Source organism: Luteibacter sp. 9133 (assembly GCF_000800155.1).
GTDB lineage: Bacteria > Pseudomonadota > Gammaproteobacteria > Xanthomonadales > Rhodanobacteraceae > Luteibacter > Luteibacter mycovicinus.
Genome location: NZ_JUHO01000001.1, coordinates 1789014 through 1806614, shown reverse-complemented (window position 1 = coordinate 1806614; position 17601 = coordinate 1789014). Strand labels below are relative to the sequence as shown.

Sequence of the window (17601 nt, the reverse complement as noted above, 5' to 3'; positions counted from 1 at the left end):
ATGAATCCGAACACGCCTCCACCCAGCGACGACGATCTGCCCGACGAGCAGGCGCTCAGGGCACTCTACGCGCGCCTGCCGAAAGTCGAACCCGACACGTCGCTCGATGCGGCCGTCTTCGCCCAGGCGACACGTGCGACGCCGGTGCGGCGCCGGCCGCGGTGGCCCGTGGCGTTTGGCTCCGCCGCGGTGCTGTTGCTGGCCGTAGGGGTGGCCTGGCAGGTGCGCGACACGACGCCCCTGACCGTGCGTCCCGAGGCCGCTCCTGCCGCGCCGGCCGCGGCGCACACGGCCGAAGAAGCGAAGACTTCCGCCGTCCGGACGGACACGGGCGTCGACGGGACAACCGCCGAAGCGGCCAGGCTGTCGATGAAGGCGAGCACGGTCGCGCCGACGCCTCACCACGCCGTTCGCAGTGCCCGCGTCGCCACCGAGGCGCCTGTCGTATCGTCCGCTCCCGTGGCGGCACCGGCACCGGCACCGGCACCGGCACCGGCCGAGGCTGACATGGCTCCGGTGCCCGCGCCGCCGCCTGCACCTCCTGCACCTCCTGCACCGCCCGCGCCGTCGGCTCTCGCGGAACCAGCGCCCGCCAGCGCATCCGGCGACAGCGATAGCCATCGCGGCGCTGTCCCGTCGGAGGGCCTGATCACTCCGGAGCCGAAGACCGATCTCCCGCCCGACGACCGCATCGGCGACATTCGCCGGCTGCTCAACCAGGGACAGCGCGACGAGGCAATCCGCCAGCTGCGCGACTTCCGACGCCGTTATCCTCACTACGACCTGCCCCAAGACCTCCGCGATCTGAATCCTTGAGCACACCGCTGGACACCCTCGCAGCCCCCTGGCAGCACGAAGAGGACATCAGGAAGAGCCGTTTCCTGGCCCAGGCGTCGCCGGTCTCCTCGCCCGCGGAAGCCCTCGCGTGGTTCGACGAGGCGGGCGACCCCGCCGCCACGCACAACTGCTGGGCCTACCGCATCGGCGACGCCTACCGCTTCAATGACGATGGCGAGCCCGGTGGCACCGCCGGCCGGCCGATCCTCGCGGCCATCGATGGCCAGGGTTGCGATCGCGTCGCCGTCCTGGTCACCCGTTGGTACGGCGGCATCAAACTGGGTGCGGGTGGCCTCGCCCGCGCTTATGGCGGCAGCGCCGCCGAATGCCTGCGCCTGGCACCCCGCACGCCCATCGTGCTGCGGGGGCAGCTGCTCCTGCACTGCGACTTCTCCGAACTCGCCCTGGTCTCCGCACGTATCCGCGACATGGACGGCCTGATCGAGAGCGAGCGGTTCGTGGCCGACGGCGCCGATCTGGTGGTGAGCGCGCCACGCGACCGTCTCGACGCGATCGCGTCCCGCATCGTCGACGTATCCCGTGGCAAGATCCAGCCGCGACGCGCCGACGCAGTCGACGAGCGTTGAATACTGCACCGCCAGGCCCCATCCGTTGGCGAATGACTAAAGGAAGCCACCGCGCATGACCGTCGAACGCAGGGAGAAGTCACGCAAAATCGGTGCCTTGCGCAATCTGTGGCCCTTCATCAAGCCGCACAGGGGCCTGGCCATCGGGTGGCTGATCTTCCTCGCCATTTCCTCAGGTGCATCGCTGACCCTTCCCGTGGCCGTGCGGCACATCATCGACCGCGGGTTCCTCGCGGCCAACCTGTCCACCATCAACGGCACCTTCCTGGCGCTGTTCGGCGTGGCCATCGTGCTGGCGATCGCCACCGCCGCGCGTTACTACTGCATCGCCCTGCTGGGCGAGCGCTCGCTGGCCGAACTGCGGACCTCTCTGTACAAGCATGTCATCCAGCTGGATGTGGGCTTCTTCGAAAGCACACGCGTGGGCGAGCTCACTTCCCGCCTCGGCACCGACACCGAGGTCGTCCAGACCCTGATCGGCTCGGGCATTTCCGTCGCGCTGCGCAGCGCCGTGATGCTCATCGGTGCCGCGGCGGCGATGGCCTGGACCAGCCCGCGACTGGCGGGGCTCACCACGCTCGTGATTCCGGCCGTGATGCTCCCGATCCTGATCTTCGGCCGCCGGGTGCAGAAGCTGTCGCGCACCAGCCAGGACCGCATAGCCGACGCCGCCGCCGTCGCCAACGAGACGCTGAACGCGGCTCAGGCCGTGAAAGCCTATGCGCGGGAGCCGACGGAAAGCCGTCGATACGCGCATGCCATCTCGCTCGCACTGGCTACCGCGCGTCGTCGTATCGGTATGCGTTCACTGCTGACCGCCGCCGTGATCGTATTGATCTTCGGCGCCATCACGCTGGTGCTCTGGGCCGGCGCCCGTGACGTCATCGCGGGTACGCTGGAACCCGGCATTCTCAGCCAGTTCGTCCTCTACGCGATCTTCGCGGCGGGCTCGGTGGCTGGCCTCTCGGAAGTATGGGGTGACGTGCTGCGCGCGGCCGGCGCCATGGAGCGCATCGGCGAGCTGTTCGCCGAGAAGGCGACCATCGCGACGCCCGACGCTCCCGAATCGTTGCCGCGGCCGGTCACGGGCGCCCTGCGCTTCGACCGGGTGCAGTTCCGCTACCCGTCGCGCCCCGATGTGGCTGCCCTGTCCGACTTCGACCTGGAGATCTCGCCCGGTGAAACGGTCGCGCTCGTCGGCCCTTCGGGAGCCGGCAAGAGCACGGTCTTCAGCCTGCTGCTGCGCTTCCACGATCCGGTCTCCGGAGCGGTTCGTGTCGACGGCGTCGACCTGCGTGCCCTCGCTCTTCCCGAGCTGCGCGGCGCGATTGCGCTGGTGCCGCAGGAAACCGTGATCTTCGGCGGCAGCGCCGCCGACAACATACGCTTCGGCCGCGAGAATGCGACGGACGACGAGGTCCGTGAAGCCGCGCGTCTCGCGGAAGCCGATGGCTTCATCAGCGCCTTGCCGGAAGGCTATGAAGCGGCGCTGGGCGAGCGTGGTGTCCGCCTGTCCGGCGGCCAGAAACAGCGCATCGCGATCGCACGCGCGATCCTGCGCGATGCGCCGCTGTTGCTGCTCGACGAGGCGACCTCCGCGCTCGATGCCCAATCGGAGGCGGCGATCCAGCACGCCCTGGAGCGATTGGAGAAGGGCCGGACCACCCTGGTGATCGCGCATCGGCTGGCGACCGTGCAGCGGGCGGACCGTATCGTGGTCATGGATGGTGGGCGGATCGTGGCGCAGGGAACGCATGAGTCGCTGCTGCGTGAGGGCGGGCTTTACGCCGAGCTGGCCAGGCTGCAGTTCGTGGCCTGAGGTCACCAGCGGAGACTGGGGCTCTTGCCGTCATCCGCACACCGCGTTGACGCCCGTCTGCCTAACGTCGCCTCATGGATAGCGACCTTCTGCTACCCCGACCTGAAGGCCTTTACTGCCCGGCGGGGGACTTCTACATCGATCCGATGCAACCGGTACCGCGGGCCGTGGTGACGCACGCCCATGGCGATCATGCGAGATCGGGCAGCGGTCTCTATCATGTCGCCCGGGCCGGCGGCGGCCTCATGCGCGAGCGTCTGGGCGCCGCATCGGACATCCGCGAGTTCGCCTATGGCGAGCGATTCACACTGGGTGAAACCGTGCTGTCGCTGCATCCATCCGGGCACGTGCTCGGCGCGGCGCAAATCCGCATCGAAGGCCGAGGCCTCGTCGCGGTGGTTTCGGGTGACTACAAGCGCGATCCCGATCCGACGTGCGTGCCTTTCGAACCCGTGCCGTGCGACATCTTCGTCACCGAATCCACGTTCGGTCTGCCGATCTACCGCTGGCCACCCATGTCGGGCGTCGTCGAAGAGATCCTTGCATGGCTCGACGAATGCGCCGCGCGCGGCGTACCTGCCGTGCTGTTCTCTTACGCGTTGGGAAAAGCTCAGCGCATCCTTGCCGAACTGGCCACGCGCACCGACCGTACCGTGCATCTGCACGGCGCCATGGTCCGCCTCGTCGAGGCGTACCGCGAAGCCGGCGTCCACATGCTGCCCACGGTGCCGGTGAGCGATTCGGCGAAGGGGCGCGACTTCGCGGGTGAGCTGGTGATGGCGCCGCCGTCGGCCGCCGGCTCGCCATGGATGAAGCGGTTCTCCAAGGCGTCCACCGGCTTCGCGTCGGGCTGGATGCAGGTACGTGGCGCGCGGCGCCGACGCGGATACGACCGTGGCTTCATCGTCTCCGACCATGCCGACTGGTCGGGCCTGATCCGCAGTGTCGACGACTGCGGCGCGAAGCGCATCTATGTCACCCACGGCGACGGGGAAGCACTGATCCGCCATCTCCGCGAAACGGGTCACGATGCGCGACCGCTGCGGTCACTGGGTGGCGCCATGCCGGACGAACGCAGCAGTGAGGAAGGCGACTGATGCGCCGCTTCGCCCAGCTTTTCGAAGCGCTGGACCGCACCGCATCGACGTCGGCAAAGCGCGACGCCATGGCGGCTTACTTCGCGGTGGCGCCCGCTGAAGATGCGGCGTGGGCCGTCTATGTCCTCGGTGGCGGCAAGCTCAGACGCACCGCCAGCTCGACCGAGCTGCGCACCGCCCTCGCCGACGAAACGGGCTACGCCGACTGGCTCATCGACGACAGTTACCAGCACGTCGGCGACCTTGCCGAAACGATCGCGCTGATGTTGCCGGCGATCGACGACGAGGGCGAAGACACGCCACTGCACGTATGGATGGAAGCGCGCCTTCCCTCCATCGGCAAACTCGAACCGGGCGAGCGAATCGCCCTGCTCCGCGAATGGTGGCGATCCACGCCCAGGGAACAGATCTTCCTCGTCAACAAGCTCCTTACGGGCTCGCTTCGCGTCGGCGTGTCGCAGCGGCTGGTGGTACAGGCTCTGGCACAGTGGTCCGACCTTGCCACCGATCTCATCGCCCACCGTCTGAGCGGCACCTGGAAGCCGGGGGCGGAGGCCTTTCGCGCACTGGCCGGTCCGGAACGCGATGACGAACATGCGGGCGAACGTCCGTACCCGTTTTTCCTTGCCTCACCGCTGGAACAGGGTGTCGAGAACCTCGGCGACATCCACCAGTGGCTGGCGGAATGGAAATGGGACGGCATCCGCGCTCAGCTGATGCGTCGTGCCGATGGCGCACTTATCTGGTCCCGTGGCGAAGAACGCATGGATGGCCGCTTCCCGGAACTCGAACAGGCCGCCGCCGACTTGCCTGACGGCTGCGTGATCGACGGCGAAATCCTGGCCTGGCTACCGGACGAGGCGCATCCCCTGCTCTTCGCCGCCTTGCAGAAGCGCATCGGCAAACTGAAGCCCGGCCCGAAGCTGCTCGCCGATACACCCGTGCGCCTGATGGCGTACGACCTGCTCGAACTCGATGGGAAGGATCTGCGCGAACACCCGCTGGCCGAGCGCCGCGCCCTTCTCACAAGCCTCCTGGAGGGACGGGGTCCGACGCTGACCGTGTCGCCCGCGGTGTCCGCGCCGGACTGGGCATCGCTCGCCGAGGTGCGCGCGGAGTCACGCGAACGCCGCACCGAAGGCCTGATGCTGAAACGCACCGACTCTCCTTACCGCGTCGGACGCAAGCGCGGCGACTGGTGGAAGTGGAAGGTGGACCCGTACACCGTCGATGCCGTCCTGCTGTACGCGCAGCCGGGCCACGGTCGGCGCTCGGGACTGTTCACCGATTACACGTTCGGCGTCTGGGACGGCGAGACGCTGGTACCCGTAGCCAAGGCGTATTCCGGCCTCGACGACAGCGAAATCGGCAAGTTGGACCGCTGGATACGTGCTCACACCATCGACCGCTTCGGCCCTGTGCGTTCGGTCGAGCCCACCCATGTCTTCGAACTCGCTTTCGAGGCGATCCAGGCCTCCGGCCGCCACAAAGCCGGCGTCGCGGTGCGTTTCCCGCGCATCCTCCGCTGGCGCACCGACCTCGCGATACGCGATGCCGACAAACTCGACGACCTCCGCCGCCTGGCGTCGGGCTGAGGCTCGCCTCGTCGCCTGGTTCGCCGCGCAGGAGCGGCGACCGGCCCCGTTCCAGCGCGCCGCATGGCGCGCCTGGGCGGAGGGCCGAAGTGGGCTCGTGCATGCGCCCACCGGTACCGGCAAGACGCTGGCCGCGGCGGGTGGCCCTCTGATCGACGGATTGCTCCGGCCACGAACCGGTCTGCAGTTGCTGTGGATCACGCCACTGCGATCGCTGGCCACCGACACCACCCAGCACCTCACGGCGGCCGTCGAGGCGATGGAGTTGCCCTGGCGCGTACTTCGCCGCACCGGCGACAGTGGCAGCGCCGAGCGCGCCCGTCTGCGGCGTGGCGCCTGCGAGTTGCTGGTGACCACACCCGAGAGCCTGGCACTGTTACTGAGCTATCCCGACGCGCGCGAACGCTTCGCCACGCTGAGCGGCATCGTCGTCGACGAATGGCATGAGTTGCTCGGCAACAAACGCGGCACCTTGCTCCAGCTCGGCCTGACCCGCCTGCGCCACTGGCTTCCCGAGCTGCGCACCTGGGGCCTCTCGGCCACGCTCGGCAATCTCGATGAAGCCCTGGGCGCGCTGGTCGGCAACGGCGAGGGCAACGGCGTCATGATCGGCGGCGGTGGCCGGAAGAAGACGTCGATCGAGACCGCGCTGCCCGAAGGCGGTGAACGGTTTCCCTGGGCAGGCCATCTCGGTTTGTCGCAGCTTCCGCGTGTACTCAAGGCGGTGCTCGACGCGCGCACGAGCCTCGTTTTCGCCAATACCCGCTCTCAGGCCGAGCTCTGGCACGAGGCGCTCGCCTCCGTCTGGCCGGAAGCCCCCGAGACGCTGGCCCTCCATCACGGCTCGATCGATCCGAAGCTGCGTCTGGCCACCGAAGAGAAACTGCGCATCGGCGCGCTGCGCTGTGTCGTCGCCACCTCCAGCCTCGACCTCGGCGTGGATTTTTCCAGCGTCGAGCGCGTCATCCAGATCGGCAGCCCGAAGAGCGTCGCGCGGTTGTTGCAACGTGCCGGTCGCAGCGGCCACCGTCCCGGCGTGCCGTCGAAGATCCTCTGCGTCCCCACCCATCTGCTTGAACTGGCTGAAATCGCCGCGGCACGACGCGCGCTCGACGAGGGGCACCTCGAACCGCGTCACCCGATGCGCGGTTGCCTCGACGTGCTCGCGCAGCATCTGCTGACGATGGCACTCGGTGGCGGATTCACGGCGGACGAGGCGTATGCGGAAATCACCTCATCGCTGGCGTATGCCTCCCTGCCGCGCGAACGCTTCGACGCCGTGCTTGCATACCTGCGCACCGGCGGCTCGGCACTCGCAAGCTATCCCGAATACCAGAAGCTCGCGACAACCGACGGTCGCTTTCACGTGGAGAGCGGCCGCATCGCACGCATGCACCGCCTGTCGATCGGCACGATCACCTCCGACGGCAGCCTCGCCGTGCGCTACATGAAAGGCGCGCGGCTTGGCACGGTGGAGGAAAGTTTTCTGTCGCGACTGCGTCCCGGCGACCGCTTCCTGTTTGCCGGACGCCACCTCGAGCTGGTTCGCGTCCGCGACATGACGGCCTACGTACGTGCCGCACCGAACCGTCGCGGCGGCGTTCCCCGCTGGATGGGTGGACGGCTGCCGCTATCGGGCGAGCTTTCGGACGAACTGCGACGCACCCTGGCGGGGCAAGGCCGGGAAGCCGAAATGCGCGCACTGATTCCCCTGCTCTCCATCCAGCGCCAGCATTCGAGCGTGCCCGACCTTCATGAGACGCTCTGCGAAAGCACGCGTACGCGCGAAGGCGACTATGTGTTCGTGTATCCGTTCGCGGGGCGCCTCGCGCATGAAGGCCTCGCGGCGGTGATCGCACTCAGGCTCGCGCGCATCCAGCCCGGCGATTATGGCTACGCCGTCAATGACTACGGGCTCACGATCACCGCCGCGCGCATGCCTGCCATCGATGCGGAAACGATGCGCATGCTGCTGCATCCGGCGGGACTTCGCGACGACATTCGCTCGAGTGTCAATCTTTCCGAACTGGCGAAACGACAGTTCCGCGAGATCGCACGCGTGGCGGGCCTGGTGTTCAACGGTTACCCGGCGCACAACAAGACGATGCGTCAGCTACAGGCTTCCAGTGGACTGCTTTACGACGTGCTCCGTCGCCACGATCCGGAGCACCCGCTGCTCTGGCAGGCGGAGCGCGAGGTGCTGGACCAGCAGCTCGACTACACGCGGCTGCGCCACTGCCTCGTCCGCGTCGCGCGGTCACGCCTGCTGTGGAACGAACCGAAGCGGCTCACGCCGCTGGCCTTTCCGCTGTGGGTCGAACGGCTTCGTGGAGGCATCGCGGCGGACGACTGGAAAAGCCGGGTGGAACGCATGCTGGCGACGCTCGAAGCGGGAGCCGACCGATGACGACGCACGAGATCAAGGTTGCCGGTGAACGCCTCACCCTGCACAGCGAACGCGCCATCTACTGGCACGCGCAACGCATGCTGCTCGTGTCGGACGTGCATTTCGGTAAGGGCGCCGTCTTCCGTCGCGCCGGCATCGCCGTACCCAGCGGCGACACGGACGACGATCTGGCACGACTCGACGGCCTGATCGCCGCGTTCGCTCCCGCGACGATCGTGGTGCTCGGCGATCTGGTGCATGGCGCGGCCACGGAGCGCAGTGTCTGGGTGGAACGTGTGCGTCAGTGGCGACAGGCGCATGCGGATATTGCCATCATTCTGGTCGCCGGCAATCACGACCGTCACTTCGACGTGCGTCTGCTCGGTATCGACGTACGACCGGACCGGCTGCTGGTCCCACCGTTCGTGCTCGCGCATCATCCGGAGCCGCACGTCGATGGCTATACGCTATCGGGACACGTGCACCCGGGCGTCGTCGTCCGCGACGGCTGGCGTAAACATCGCTTGCCCGCCTTCGTCTTCGATCGCGAGGTGGCCATGCTGCCCGCCTTCGGTACGTTGACCGGCCTGCACGAAACGCCGGCAAAACCCGGTCGGCGCATCGTCGCGGTGACCCCTGCCGGATTGTTACCTGTCATGGTTTAGATGGCATACTCCGCCGACATCCCGACACGGAGTGATACGCATGAAGCGTTTTATCGTTGGTGTGACGTCCCTTGCCATCACGGGACTGGCGTTGGCCGCTGGCCCGGGCGCGGTACGCAAACAGGTCGAGGCCAGCATGCTGCTCACCGGCACGATCGTCGTCGCGCCCGATGGAAGCGTGAAATCTTACGAGCTGGATAAGGCGGAAAAAATTCCCGCCAATATCACCGCCCTCGTGAGCAACGCGACGCAGCAATGGCACTTCGATCCGGTCATGCGTGACGGTCAGGCGGTCACGGCGAAAGCCCGCATGTCGCTGCGCGTCGTCGCAAAACATGAAACGCCCGATAGCAGCGATTACACGGCACGCATCTCGGGCGCCACCTTCGGTGACTACGGCGCCGCGTCGACGGACCAGATCACCTATCTCGAACGCAATCCGCCCGTCTATCCCCAGGTCGCAGCGCGCGGTCACGTGGGAGGAACGGTCTACGTCCTGCTGCGCATCGGGCGCGACGGCAAGGTGGTCGATGCCGAGGCGGAACAGGTCAACCTCAATATCGTTTCCAGCGACGCTGAGATGAAGGCCTGGCGGAAAGTGCTGGCGAGCCCCTCCGTGTCCGCCGCCAGGCACTGGACGTTCCACATTCCGACCACCGGGCTGCATGCCAACGATCCCTATTACGTAACGCGCGTGCCCATCGTGTACCGAACCGAACGGACGAGCCCCGACGCCGAATACGCCACGTGGCAGGCCTATGTACCGGGCCCGAAAGACCGCGTCTCGTGGGCCGATGACGAAAGCGCGGCTGGTGGCGGCACCGACGCCCTGCCCGACGGTCAGATCCAGCTCGTCGGTACGGGTCTGAAGCTGACGACGCCCGTGTCGAAGGGCTAGCGCGCGAGCTGGGTCGACGCTTCTCCCGCCATCAAGCCAGCGCGGCGACGATCGCGCGCACGGTGTCGACGTCCGTGCGCGTTTCACCCGCGCCCATGCCGAGTGGATCGACCGGCAGTTGCATGCCCGACGGAAGCCGCCGCTTGGCTGAGGCGTGAAACTCCCGCGCACGCGTGGTCGCACGCAGTGCCGCGGCGTTGCCTGGCTCGACACCGGCGCCCGGCATGACGACGATACGCCCGCCTGCCTGGGCGACGAGCCTCGCCAGCGATGCCGCTCCGGCCACGGCACTCGGCATGCCCCCCGAGGTCAGTACCCGCTCGAAGCCAAGGTCGATCAGGACTTCCAGCGCCGCGCTGCGATCGGCCACCAGATCGAACGCACGATGGAAGGTCACACCCATCGTTCCCGCGGCGCGGATAAACATCCCACACGCCTCGGTGTCGATCTCGCCGTCGGCGGTCAGCGCGCCGACGACGACGCCATCGCAACCCAGATCGCGACAGTGCTCGATGTCGTCGAGCATCGCTTCGATCTCGACGTTTTCATAGAGAAAGTCGCCCCCGCGAGGACGAATAAGGACATACAGCGGAATCGTCAGGCCTTCGCGAGCGAGGGTGATCGTCCCGTGCGAGGGTGTGACTCCACCCTCGTCGAGGCTGGCGCACAGTTCGACACGACCTGCCCCGCCTTCCTGCGCGGCGAACGCCGAGGCCACGGAGTTGGCCGCGACTTCCAGCAAGGCCATGATCAGTAGGTGCTCTTGCCGGGGATCAGCGCATCCTGCTTTGTCGCATCGCACACGGCGTACGAAAAACCTTTCTGGATCGACCACGCACCGACATTGCCTTTCTTGTCCAGGGCAAGAAAGCCGACCTGGAGATCTTTCGCTTCCGGCTTGCGCCTGAGGATACGTTCGACCGCTTCGCGGCAGGCATCCTCCGGCGAACGTCCCTGCCGCATCAACTCGACGACGAGGAAGCTGCCGACATTGCGAATCACTTCCTCACCGACGCCGGTCGATGTGGCGCCGCCGACCTCGTTGTCGACATAGAGTCCCGCGCCGATGATCGGGCTGTCGCCGACACGACCGTGGAGTTTCCAGGCCATGCCGCTCGTGGTGCACGCACCGGACAGGTTGCCCTTCGCGTCGATGGCGAGCATGCCGATCGTGTCATGGTTGCTCGCGTCGCCCGGTGTACCACCCGGACCGGCGTTGTAGCTCCTGACTTCGCTGTTGGCGACCGGCTTGTATTTCGCGGATTTCAGCCACTCGTGCCAGGCCTTGTCCGATTCCGGGGTCAGCAGCTCCTCGCGCGGGAATCCCTGCTCGAGGGCGAACTGCAACGCGCCGTCGCCGACCAGCAATACGTGCGGCGTCCGCTCCATGACCCGTCGCGCGACCGATATCGGGTGCGCAATGTGCTCGATGGCCGCGACCGCGCCACAGTTACCCTTCTCGTCCATGATGCTGGCATCGAGCGTGACCTTACCATCGCGATCCGGGTAACCGGCACGACCGACGCTGTGGTTGCGCATATCGGCTTCGGGCACGCGTGCCCCCGCCTCCACCGCATCCAGCGCCCGGCCACCACCGGCCAGCACCTTCCACGCCGCCTGATTGGCAGCCACGCCGAAGTCCCAGGTGGAACACACGCGAGGCAGCACGCCGCCGCCCGTCACCGACGGCGCTTTGGCGTCCGCCGCCAACCCTCTGGCGGTCAACGCCACACCGGAGGCGACCGTCGCCCCCTGGAGAAATCGCCTGCGATCCATGAAACCCCTCAGTCTTCAGCCACGCGTTTTTCGCGCCTCGTCCGATGTTCGCATGGGGCGACGCCATCCTGCCAGCCAGCCGGATGCGGCCCCGGGCCGCAGAGAGCGTCGCGGTATTCCGCCGCGACCAACCGCCGCCAGGCGGCGTGCCGCGACAGGGTCGCACCGAGCACACCCATCGCCGCCAGCATGACAAGGACGAAGACGAGTATCGAACCGCGGCAGGCACTCATTGCTTAGCCACCACGCGAGAGAAGCGCGTGCCATCGGCGAACCGGATCGATACCTCGAGCAGCCGCGCCGCGTTGCCATGCCACTGCAGGAAGCGAACGCGTCGCACCCGACCGCTCTCATCGGGTACGTCCGCGAGCACATCGAGACCGACGATGTCATCGACCAACGCATCGCAGGCTTCGACACACCGTCGCAGGCCTTTGCCGACGAGCCAGTCGGCCGCATCGGTGTGCACGACGTAGGAACGGTAAGGTCTGCCCGCCGGAATGAGCGGGCAATCGCGCGCATCGGTACAGACGCCCCATGCCTTCGATTCGGCAAGGTCGTCCGCGAGGATGGCCAATGCCTGGCGAGCCGCATCGCTCCGCTCCATCGAGCGAAGATGCCGACGCGACGCCAGACCGGCCGATCCGAGTGAGACCGCCACCACACCCGCGACGATACCGGCGACCGCCATAGAGCAGAGAAGCTCCACGAGACTGGAACCACGATGCTTCATGGCTGAAACGACATCGCGACCAGAGGACGGCCGTCCCATGAGATGCGCACGACGCACACCGATCGATCCATGCAATGCAGCGTGTGCCGCGCAGCCGGGCCCAGTTGCTCGTGCAACGTCTGGTCGAACCGGTCCAGATCGTCCATGGCAAGTTCCGCCGGCGCACAGCCGTTCCCGCAGCCAGGCGAGCGACGAGCCGTTACGCCGTGGTAGTGGCCTGACCCCACTCCGGCGGGGTTCGAATGCATGCGCTCGCGAAAGTCGGCAATCGCCGACACCGCCGCCATGAGTCGTGATGCCTTCGCGTCAGCTTCGATGCAGGTGCTGAACCACGTGCCTGTCGCCGCACTGCCGATGGCGAACACGGCCAACGCAACGAGCGATTCGATGAGCGATGCACCACGGCAGGAATCTTTCATGCCGATAGATTGCGACCACTATCGCCGCGTCGATGCGCGCTTCCACAATCCGCTGGAGTCAGTCGTCTCCCATACGTCGCACGCGATGTGCCCGCGCTGTCGTGCATGCGCGATGCCTTCGCGCGGAAGGTGCACGCCTTTGGGCCTCGGGGAGCGGCACTGCCGCTCCGTAAAGCCCATTGACCCGTCGAAAAAAACCCCGCGCCAGGGCGCGGGGTTTTCAAGACACCAGACCGTGACAATCAAGCCGCGATTTCGACGCCCGAAGCCTGCGCGCCCTTCGGGCCCGTGGTGACTTCGAATTTCACGCGCTGGCCTTCCTGCAGGCTGCGAAAGCCCTTGGAGTTGATAGCGGAGAAGTGGACGAATACGTCCTCCCCACCGTCCTCGGGCGCGATGAAACCGAAACCCTTGGCGTCGTTAAACCACTTGACGGTACCGAAACGCATTGCGGAGACCTCATACATGGAATTGGAAGCGCCCGGATATGGCGAGGCGTTCCCCATGGATCCCCTGATGCCTGCCCCCGCGGCGGTGGCAAGTATCATCAAGTTTCGGCGCAAAGCGCAACTGGGATTTTTTCGGGGTCAGGCCCCCGACAGCAACCGGCCGAGGATCGGCGCCACATTGGCCGTGGCCGCCGCGAGGTGGGCGAAGATCTCCTCGATGCTGATTTCCGCCTCATCACCGGCCCCGGCCGCGAAGTTGGCCACCAGCGCCAGACAGGCGAATTCGAGATCGAGCTCGCGTGCCAGGGCCGCCTCAGGCATACCTGTCATACCGACCAGATCGCAGCCGTCACGCTTCATACGGGCGATTTCGGCACGCGTTTCCAGACGCGGCCCCTGGGTCACCCCGTGGCAGCCACCGTCGATGATCGCCAGGCCCTCGGCACGCGCCGCCGACAGGATCGCCTGGCGCAGGCTCTCCGTATAAGGCGCGCTGAAGTCGATATGGCGGACTTCGGCTCCGTCCACGTCATTGAAACTGGTGTACCGACCGTGCGTGTAGTCGATGATCTGATCGGGCACGACCAGCGCACGCGGGCCCATGTCGTCGCGGATGCCGCCGACCGCATTCACCGCGACCACCCGGCGAGCGCCCAGCGCATGCAGTGCCCAGAGATTGGCGCGGTAATTCACCCGGTGCGGCGGCACCGTGTGGCTTTCGCCATGCCGTGCGAGGAAGGCCAGACGCTTCCCGCGGAAATCGCCGGTGACGACATCGCCGGAGGCGGGCCCGAAGGGCGTCTCCACGCTGTGACGCTGCGTGTTCTCGAGGCCTTCGAACTGGTACAGGCCGCTGCCGCCGATGACGGCGAGATCGATGGTCATCGGGTCAGTCCTTCAACGCGTGGATGGCCGGCAGGTTGCGGGCCTGCTCGTGATAATCCATGCCGTAACCAAAGACGTAACGGTCCGGCAGGTCGACGCCGTTGAAGTCGGCTTCGATCCCGTGCGCGCGACGGTCGTGCTGTTTGGTGCAGAGCACGGCGAGCAGGACCTTCTTCGCGCCCATCGCGAGGCAGGCGTCGCGGACCGCCTTGAGGGTATGGCCTTCGTCGAGGATATCGTCGACGAGGACCACCGTACGGTCACGCAGCGGGACTTCCGGACGGCGCAGCCAGTGCAGATCGCTGCCGCTGGTCTCGCCGCGATAGCGGGTGGCATGCACGTAGTCGAATTCGAGGTCGGTGCGGATCGCCAGGGCGAGCTGGCCGGCGAACACCAGCGCGCCGTGCATGACGGTGAGGAAGACCGGCACTTCACCGTCGAGAGCGGTATCGATCTCGCGGCCCAGGCGGGCGATTTCAGTGTCGAGCTGTTCGCGGGTGAACAGGATATCGGAGTGCGCGAGCGCGTACTCGAGCGAAGCTTGGGCGGTCATGGTGGAATCAGGGCTCCAGGGCGGTCACGCGCGCGATGAATCGTTCGCGCTGGGGATTGTCGACGAGGCCTTCCCAGGTCGAGCCGATCGCGCCGCGCAGCGGGGCGATACGCTCGACCGGCGACGGACGGCGGCCCTTGACCGCCGCGATCGCCTCGGGAACGACGTCGGGAAAACAGGCGAGCACGAGATCGCAGCCCGCATCGAGGTTGGCGCTGACGCGTGCGGCGACACCGCCGACGCTGCCGGCCGCGGCCATGCTGATGTCGTCGCCGATCACGCAACCGCGGAAGCCGAGCTCGCCGCGCAGGATCTCGTCGATCCACACATGCGAGTAGCCGGCCGGCTGGTCGTCCACGGCCGTATAGACGACATGCGCGGCCATGACGGCCTCGGCACGTGCCTCGATGCCCGCGACGAAGGGCAGCAGGTCGGTGCTGAGGATCTCGTGCTTGCTGCGCGGATCGATCGCGGACGACAGGTGCGTGTCTTCCGCGACCGAGCCATGTCCGGGGAAATGCTTGAGTACGGCGGCCATGCCACCAAGGTGCATGCCACGCACGTAGGCCTGGACAAGATCGGCCGCAACCACGGGGTCGGCATGCAGCGCGCGATTGCCGATAGCCGCGCTGCCGCGATCGAGATCGGCAACCGGTGCGAAGCTGAAATCCACGCCGATGGCGCGCATTTCGCTGGCCATGATCCAGGCGTGTTCTTCCGCACGATCGATCGCCGCACCCGGATCGGTGTCGTACAACCGGCCGATGGCAGCCAGCGGCGGCAGACGTGTGAAGCCCTCACGGAACCGCTGAACGCGGCCGCCCTCCTGATCCACGCAGACCAGGACGTCCTCACCCGCCACATCACGAATGCTCTCGATGAGCGCGCTGACCTGCTCCCGCGATACGAAGTTGCGTGAGAAGAGAATGACCCCGGACACGCCGGGCGCCGTGAGCAAGGCATGCTCATGCGCCTCGAGCTGCGTGCCGGCCAGGCCGACGATCAACATGCTGCGTCCTCCTTCCCTTCCCGTTCCGCGGCCGACCACGCCTTGAAAGGATGGTCGATCAGGTTGACGTTGTAATAGCGGACCGCGTGGCTGACTTCGGCACCCAGCCAGTCGGGTGTCGGGTAAGCGGCGTCCGCCGATGGCAGTTCCACCTCGGCGACGATCAGCCCGGCGTTATCGCCCAGGAATTCGTCGATCTCGAAGTGTGCGCCGTCGAGCATGACATGGTGACGAATCTTTTCCACCCGCCCGTCGGCAAGGTCGTCCAGCATCTGGCGGGCATCGGCGAGGGGCACGGCGTACTCGTATTCCTGACGCTCGATGCCAAGCGTGGCCGACTTGATGTTGAGCCACGCCTGCTCGCCGGAGACCCGAAGCCGGACCGACGATTTCGCCTGGCCCGAGGCCACGGCGGCACCGCTGACCAGATAACCCTGCGCCATGCGCTCGCTGCGCTCGACCAGCGGGCGCCAGCCGTCGCCGGCGAGGAGGAATTTGCGTTCGATCTCGATACCCATGGGTCTCCGGTACTCAGCGGCGCTCGAACAGCGCGATGGATTCGACGTGCGCCGTGTGCGGGAACATGTCCATCACGCCCGCCGACACGAGGCGGAAGCCCTTGCCGACGAGAATGCCCGCGTCACGCGCCAGCGAGGCCGGGTGACACGACACGTAGACCACGCGGTCGGTGCCCTTGCGTGGGAGGTACTCGAGCACCTTGTCCGCGCCGGCACGCGGCGGGTCCAGCAATAGCTTGTCCCAGCGCTGGGTGGCCCACGGCTCGTTGCGCTGGTCGTCGAACAGATTGCCGACACGGAACGATGCGTTGGAAAGGCCGTTGCGCGCGGCGTTGGCGGCGGCGCGCTCGACCAGCCCATGCTCCCCTTCCACGCCGACCACCTCGCCCGCATGGCGCGCGATGGGCAAGGTGAAGTTGCCGAGGCCGCAGAACAGGTCCAGCACACGGTCCGTGGGTCTGAGGTCCAGCAGCTCCAGCGAGCGCGCGAGCATGCGCTGGTTCATCCCCGCGTTGACCTGGACGAAATCCAGCGGCTGGAACTCCAGCTCGACGTCGTCGGCCGGCACCGCGAACGCGAGCCGCGGCGACTCCGGCCAGATCGGATGGACGCTGCTGTGATTGCCGGGCTGAAGATAAATCGCGAAGCCATGCGCCTTGCCGAAGGCGATGAGCGCATCGCGGTCCGCGTCGCTCAACGCCGACATGTGCCGGAACACCAGAGCGATCATGTCGTCGCCCGCGGCGAACTCGATCTGCGGGATGTCGCGCGCCGCGGCCAGACCGCCGACCAGCTCGGCGAGCAACCCGACCTTCGGCCCCAGGGCAGGATGAAGCACTTCGCAGTGCTCGATCTCAGCGACGAAGCGCGGATTGGCCTCATCGCGGAAGCCGACCAGCACGCGCTCCTTCTTGGCCACGTAACGCACCGAGAACCGCCCCCTGCGGCGGTAGCCCCATGGCTGGTCCGTCAACGGGGGCAGCCACGACCCGGGCGTGACCTTGCCGATACGTTCGAAGTTGTCGGCGAGCACCTGCTGCTTCGCGGCGATCTGCGCGGCGGAATCCATATGCTGCAATGAGCAGCCGCTGCACTGACTGAAGTGCCGGCACTTCGGCTCGACGCGATCGGGCGAGGCATCGAGTACGCTGACGATTTCGGCGTCGTCGTAATGACGATGACGCTTGTAGTACTTGAGCAGCACCCGCTCGCCCGGCAGCGCGCCGGAGACAAAGGTGGCCTTGCCGTCGATGCGGGCGACGCCCCGGCCGTCGTGGCCGAGGCCGGTGATGGTGGCTTCGAATTCGGTCATGCGCTCAAAACGTAAAGCCCGGACGACGACGGTCCGGGCTGGCTGGGAGGAAGCCCGCGCCTG

19 protein-coding genes are annotated in these 17601 nt (G+C 66.9%); 8 read left to right on the top strand and 11 right to left on the bottom strand.

Annotated elements, in window-relative coordinates:
• From FA87_RS20700 to FA87_RS07820, 8 genes are all read left to right on the top strand, one after another.
• Nucleotides 1–816, top strand: a complete 816-nt coding sequence (locus tag FA87_RS20700; RefSeq protein WP_043693594.1) for a hypothetical protein — start codon at nucleotides 1–3, stop codon at nucleotides 814–816.
• Nucleotides 813–1424 (top strand): YigZ family protein, encoded by a 612-nt coding sequence (locus tag FA87_RS07850; protein ID WP_043693591.1) that lies wholly within the window; start codon nucleotides 813–815, stop codon nucleotides 1422–1424. The genes FA87_RS20700 and FA87_RS07850 overlap by 4 nt, the downstream gene beginning before the upstream one ends.
• Before the next feature lie 55 nt (nucleotides 1425–1479).
• The gene (locus FA87_RS07845) at nucleotides 1480–3243 is read left to right on the top strand and encodes an ABC transporter transmembrane domain-containing protein (protein ID WP_043693588.1); all 1764 of its coding nucleotides are present in this window, start codon (nucleotides 1480–1482) and stop codon (nucleotides 3241–3243) included.
• 74 nt (nucleotides 3244–3317) lie between these two features.
• Nucleotides 3318–4340, top strand: a complete 1023-nt coding sequence (locus FA87_RS07840) for a ligase-associated DNA damage response exonuclease (RefSeq protein WP_043693586.1) — start codon at nucleotides 3318–3320, stop codon at nucleotides 4338–4340.
• Nucleotides 4340–5935, top strand: coding sequence for an ATP-dependent DNA ligase (locus FA87_RS07835; RefSeq protein WP_043693583.1), 1596 nt, complete (start codon nucleotides 4340–4342; stop codon nucleotides 5933–5935). Before FA87_RS07840 ends, FA87_RS07835 begins: the two co-directional genes overlap by 1 nt.
• Entirely contained in the window at nucleotides 5892–8342 is a 2451-nt protein-coding gene (locus tag FA87_RS07830; protein WP_043693580.1) for a ligase-associated DNA damage response DEXH box helicase, read from the top strand. Before FA87_RS07835 ends, FA87_RS07830 begins: the two co-directional genes overlap by 44 nt.
• On the top strand, nucleotides 8339–8986 hold the full coding sequence (pdeM, locus tag FA87_RS07825) for a ligase-associated DNA damage response endonuclease PdeM (RefSeq protein ID WP_043693577.1): 648 nt from the start codon (nucleotides 8339–8341) through the stop codon (nucleotides 8984–8986). The genes FA87_RS07830 and pdeM overlap by 4 nt, the downstream gene beginning before the upstream one ends.
• 40 nt (nucleotides 8987–9026) lie before the next feature.
• Nucleotides 9027–9884 carry a hypothetical protein gene (locus FA87_RS07820; protein ID WP_043693575.1) on the top strand — a complete coding sequence of 286 codons (858 nt, stop codon included), beginning with the start codon at nucleotides 9027–9029 and terminating at the stop codon, nucleotides 9882–9884.
• A gap of 31 nt (nucleotides 9885–9915) precedes the next feature.
• Here the strand turns inward: FA87_RS07820 and FA87_RS07815 are convergent, their stop codons facing one another.
• The 11 genes from FA87_RS07815 to rlmD all read right to left on the bottom strand — a co-directional run bounded on the left by FA87_RS07815 (nucleotide 9916) and on the right by rlmD (nucleotide 17538).
• Nucleotides 9916–10632, bottom strand: coding sequence for a copper homeostasis protein CutC (locus FA87_RS07815; RefSeq protein WP_043693573.1), 717 nt, complete (start codon nucleotides 10630–10632; stop codon nucleotides 9916–9918).
• A 2-nt stretch (nucleotides 10633–10634) separates the two neighbouring features.
• Nucleotides 10635–11660 carry a N(4)-(beta-N-acetylglucosaminyl)-L-asparaginase gene (locus FA87_RS07810; RefSeq protein WP_043693570.1) on the bottom strand — a complete coding sequence of 342 codons (1026 nt, stop codon included), beginning with the start codon at nucleotides 11658–11660 and terminating at the stop codon, nucleotides 10635–10637.
• A gap of 8 nt (nucleotides 11661–11668) precedes the next feature.
• Entirely contained in the window at nucleotides 11669–11893 is a 225-nt protein-coding gene (locus tag FA87_RS07805) for a hypothetical protein (RefSeq protein ID WP_043693567.1), read from the bottom strand.
• Nucleotides 11890–12393 carry a type II secretion system protein gene (locus tag FA87_RS07800; protein WP_197062385.1) on the bottom strand — a complete coding sequence of 168 codons (504 nt, stop codon included), beginning with the start codon at nucleotides 12391–12393 and terminating at the stop codon, nucleotides 11890–11892. The genes FA87_RS07805 and FA87_RS07800 overlap by 4 nt, the downstream gene beginning before the upstream one ends.
• On the bottom strand, nucleotides 12390–12812 hold the full coding sequence (locus FA87_RS07795) for a type II secretion system protein (RefSeq protein ID WP_043693564.1): 423 nt from the start codon (nucleotides 12810–12812) through the stop codon (nucleotides 12390–12392). Before FA87_RS07795 ends, FA87_RS07800 begins: the two co-directional genes overlap by 4 nt.
• 242 nt (nucleotides 12813–13054) lie before the next feature.
• A complete protein-coding gene (locus tag FA87_RS07790) occupies nucleotides 13055–13261 on the bottom strand; it encodes a cold-shock protein (RefSeq protein ID WP_036117760.1) in 207 nt (68 codons plus the stop codon).
• A gap of 138 nt (nucleotides 13262–13399) precedes the next feature.
• Nucleotides 13400–14146: an S-methyl-5'-thioinosine phosphorylase gene (locus FA87_RS07785; protein WP_043693563.1), complete on the bottom strand. Its 747-nt coding sequence runs from the start codon at nucleotides 14144–14146 to the stop codon at nucleotides 13400–13402.
• A gap of 4 nt (nucleotides 14147–14150) precedes the next feature.
• Entirely contained in the window at nucleotides 14151–14699 is a 549-nt protein-coding gene (locus FA87_RS07780) for a hypoxanthine-guanine phosphoribosyltransferase (protein WP_036113767.1), read from the bottom strand.
• Between the two features lie 7 nt (nucleotides 14700–14706).
• Nucleotides 14707–15708 (bottom strand): beta-N-acetylhexosaminidase, encoded by a 1002-nt coding sequence (nagZ, locus tag FA87_RS07775; protein ID WP_043693561.1) that lies wholly within the window; start codon nucleotides 15706–15708, stop codon nucleotides 14707–14709.
• Entirely contained in the window at nucleotides 15702–16226 is a 525-nt protein-coding gene (locus tag FA87_RS07770) for a CYTH domain-containing protein (protein ID WP_043693558.1), read from the bottom strand. Before FA87_RS07770 ends, nagZ begins: the two co-directional genes overlap by 7 nt.
• 13 nt (nucleotides 16227–16239) lie before the next feature.
• Nucleotides 16240–17538, bottom strand: coding sequence for a 23S rRNA (uracil(1939)-C(5))-methyltransferase RlmD (rlmD, locus tag FA87_RS07765; protein ID WP_043693555.1), 1299 nt, complete (start codon nucleotides 17536–17538; stop codon nucleotides 16240–16242).
• Nucleotides 17539–17601: the final 63 nt, after the last annotated feature.